Consider the following 2,546-nt stretch of genomic DNA (forward strand, 5'->3'; position numbering starts at 1 on the left):
CAGCTTGGAGGTGCGCGATGAGTACCGCCCGAAAACTCCGCCTCGGCCCGTTGCCGTCCAGCGGTAGCACGAAGCTGACGTTCACCTGCCCGGCCAGCCTGAAAGCCGACCTGGACGCCTACGCCGCGCTGCACGCGCAGGCGTATGGCGAGGCCGTCGATGCAACGACGTTGATCCCGCACATGCTGGAGGCGTTCATTGCTGGGGATCGAGGATTCCGGCGGGGCAGGGGAGACGACACCCGATCGTCTTCCCGCACGGCTGCGCCGAAGGGATGAGATTTTGAATATGTTGCCGTTGTCGTATCCAAACTACGACTGGGTTCGCCATATCAAATTGACTTCCGCTTGGGAAAGTTGTAAAAATCGTAGTATGACTACGACTAATTCAAGCAAGCTAAACGCGCTCTACACCCGGCTGGCACCGGGAGCGCCGCTGACCTCGGAGGACTTGGCGGCGTTGGGCATCTCTGCCGACCTGGCCGTTCACTACGTCCGGGCAGGGTGGCTGACGCGCTTGGCGCGGGGGGTTTTCTGCCGCCCGAACGATTCCCCGGCGCTCCATTCCAGCCTGCTGCTGTTGCAGCGCCAATTCGAGGGGCTGCACGTCGGCGGCAAGTCGGCGCTGGACTGGTACGGCGTGCGCCAGTACGTGCCGCAGCAGCCGGTGCTGCATCTGTATGGCTGGAAGGCTGCACGCTTGCCGGAATGGTTCACCGAACGCTTCCCGGCCGAGTACCACCGCAAGCGCCTGTTCGATGAGCAGCCGGACGCCATGCTGCACGTCGGCCCGTTTGAGAAGCGCGGCGGGGCGCCGCAGGTGTCGGCGCCGGAGCGCGCCTTGCTGGAACTGTTGAGCGAGGTTGGCGTGCGCCAGCCCTTGCAGGAAGCCCGCGAACTCGTCGAAGGCGCGTACAGCCTGCGTGCCGATGTGCTGCGCGAGCTGTTGCAGCACTGCACGAACGTCAAGACCGTGCGGCTGTGCCTGCAACTCGGCCGCGAGGCGTCATTGCCCTGGGTGGCCAAGCTCGACTCGGCCTCGCTGCCGACGGGCAGCGAGCGGCCTTGGGTGTCTCGGTCGGCCGACGGCCTGCTGGTGCTCAAGCCATGAACCAGACCTATCTCGATACCGCGCGCCTGCTGACGCAGGTGGCGCCACTGGTGTTCGTGGATGACACCTTCGCCTTGAAGGGCGGCACGGCGATCAATCTGTTCGTGCGCGACATGCCGCGTCTGTCGGTCGATCTCGATCTGGTTTTTCCCGATCACACGCTGCCGCGCGACGAGGCGTTGGCGCGCATCAACGAGGCCATCCGGCAGGCTGCTGAGCGGCTGAAGAAGCGGGGATTTCAGACGCACGCGCCTGCTGCGGCAGTAGGGGAGACGAAGCTGCTGGTGCGTCGCGGCTCGATTCAGGTCAAGGTCGAAGTCAACTTCGTCATGCGCGGCACGGTTCAGCCGGTGCGCCGCGCTTCGCTGACGCCGGTTGCCCGCGACGTGTTGATGGCCGATCTGGAGATTCCGGTGGTGTCGCTGGAGGACGTGTACGGCGGCAAGCTGGTGGCGGCACTGGATCGGCAACACCCACGCGACCTGTTCGACGTGATGCAGCTCTTTGCGCATGAGGGCATCACGCCTGGCATCCGGCGTGCCTTCGTGGTCTATCTGTCCAGCAGCAATCGGCCGATCCATGAAGTGCTGTTCACGCCGTTGCGAGACATCCGGCACGACTACGAGCACAACTTCCAAGGCATGACGGCCGAGCCCGTGCCGCTCGATGCACTGCTTGCTGCCCGCGAGCGCATGGTGCGCGAAATCCATCAGGGCTTGGACGACGACGAGCGGCGCTTCCTGCTGTCGCTGGCCGCCGGTACGCCGGAGTGGTCATTGCTGGGCATCGCGCACCTCGAACATCTGCCGGGCATCCGCTGGAAGCTGCGCAACCTGGCGCAGTTGCAGAAGGTCGATGCGAGGAAGTTTGGCGAGCAGGCTGACCTGCTCGCCAAGCAGCTATCTGCGCTATGCTAGAAGGCGATTGATGATGGTGCCGCCAGCGTCGTCACCCCGCTAATCGCCCCATCTCCCGCGCCAGCAAAAGATGTCCGATGCAGACGGTAAAGACGACGGTAAGGCCCCATTTCGATCATCGCAAATCCCTTTAACCACGCGGACTTACGTGATTCATTGATGACCGAGTGGGAATGATCGACACGCAGCTCAGATCCACCGACTGAGCTTCGATGCACAAGCAAAAAGGCCTTGAAGTCATTCAAGGCCTTTTTGTTTCAGGGACTTCGCTCTAGGGTGCGGCTACAGGGCCGCCGGCGGCTACTGTCCGCCAAACAGCCCGCCTTCGTCCAGCAATTCGTAGCTGATCTCGGGCCGTCGCTCCAGCGCTTGGCGGATGGCGGCGGGGATGGACTGGCGGGTTTTGCGGCACAGGCCGCGTTGTTCGTGGACCAGGATGGTGATGCCGCGCAGCGTGCGCACTTCATTGGGCCCGGGGGCGATGGTGAGGCGGATGCCGAGTTGCTGCTCCATGCGGTC

Annotated in this window: 4 protein-coding genes and 1 pseudogene; 3 read left to right on the plus strand and 2 right to left on the minus strand. The window is 63.7% G+C overall.

Annotated features, from left to right (window positions below):
* The first annotated feature begins 17 nt into the window (after positions 1 to 17).
* The 3 genes from QZ709_RS08460 to QZ709_RS08470 all read left to right on the plus strand — a co-directional run bounded on the left by QZ709_RS08460 (position 18) and on the right by QZ709_RS08470 (position 2,027).
* Positions 18 to 278 (plus strand): DUF2274 domain-containing protein, encoded by a 261-nt coding sequence (locus tag QZ709_RS08460; RefSeq protein ID WP_011516297.1) that lies wholly within the window; start codon positions 18 to 20, stop codon positions 276 to 278.
* A 94-nt stretch (positions 279 to 372) separates the two neighbouring features.
* Positions 373 to 1,110, plus strand: a complete 738-nt coding sequence (locus QZ709_RS08465) for a type IV toxin-antitoxin system AbiEi family antitoxin (protein WP_114482135.1) — start codon at positions 373 to 375, stop codon at positions 1,108 to 1,110.
* Positions 1,107 to 2,027, plus strand: a complete 921-nt coding sequence (locus QZ709_RS08470; RefSeq protein WP_114482134.1) for a nucleotidyl transferase AbiEii/AbiGii toxin family protein — start codon at positions 1,107 to 1,109, stop codon at positions 2,025 to 2,027. Before QZ709_RS08465 ends, QZ709_RS08470 begins: the two co-directional genes overlap by 4 nt.
* On the opposite strand, the gene QZ709_RS08475 is transcribed toward QZ709_RS08470, so the two are convergent.
* Both QZ709_RS08475 and QZ709_RS08480 read right to left on the minus strand, forming a co-directional pair.
* A complete protein-coding gene (locus QZ709_RS08475; RefSeq protein ID WP_294636849.1) occupies positions 2,024 to 2,272 on the minus strand; it encodes a hypothetical protein in 249 nt (82 codons plus the stop codon). The two genes, QZ709_RS08470 and QZ709_RS08475, sit on opposite strands and share 4 nt — an antisense overlap.
* A gap of 55 nt (positions 2,273 to 2,327) precedes the next feature.
* Positions 2,328 to 2,546: pseudogene (locus QZ709_RS08480) on the minus strand (hypothetical protein); the annotation flags it as partial.

This window comes from uncultured Aquabacterium sp., assembly GCF_913773725.1.
Lineage (GTDB): Bacteria > Pseudomonadota > Gammaproteobacteria > Burkholderiales > Burkholderiaceae_C > Aquabacterium.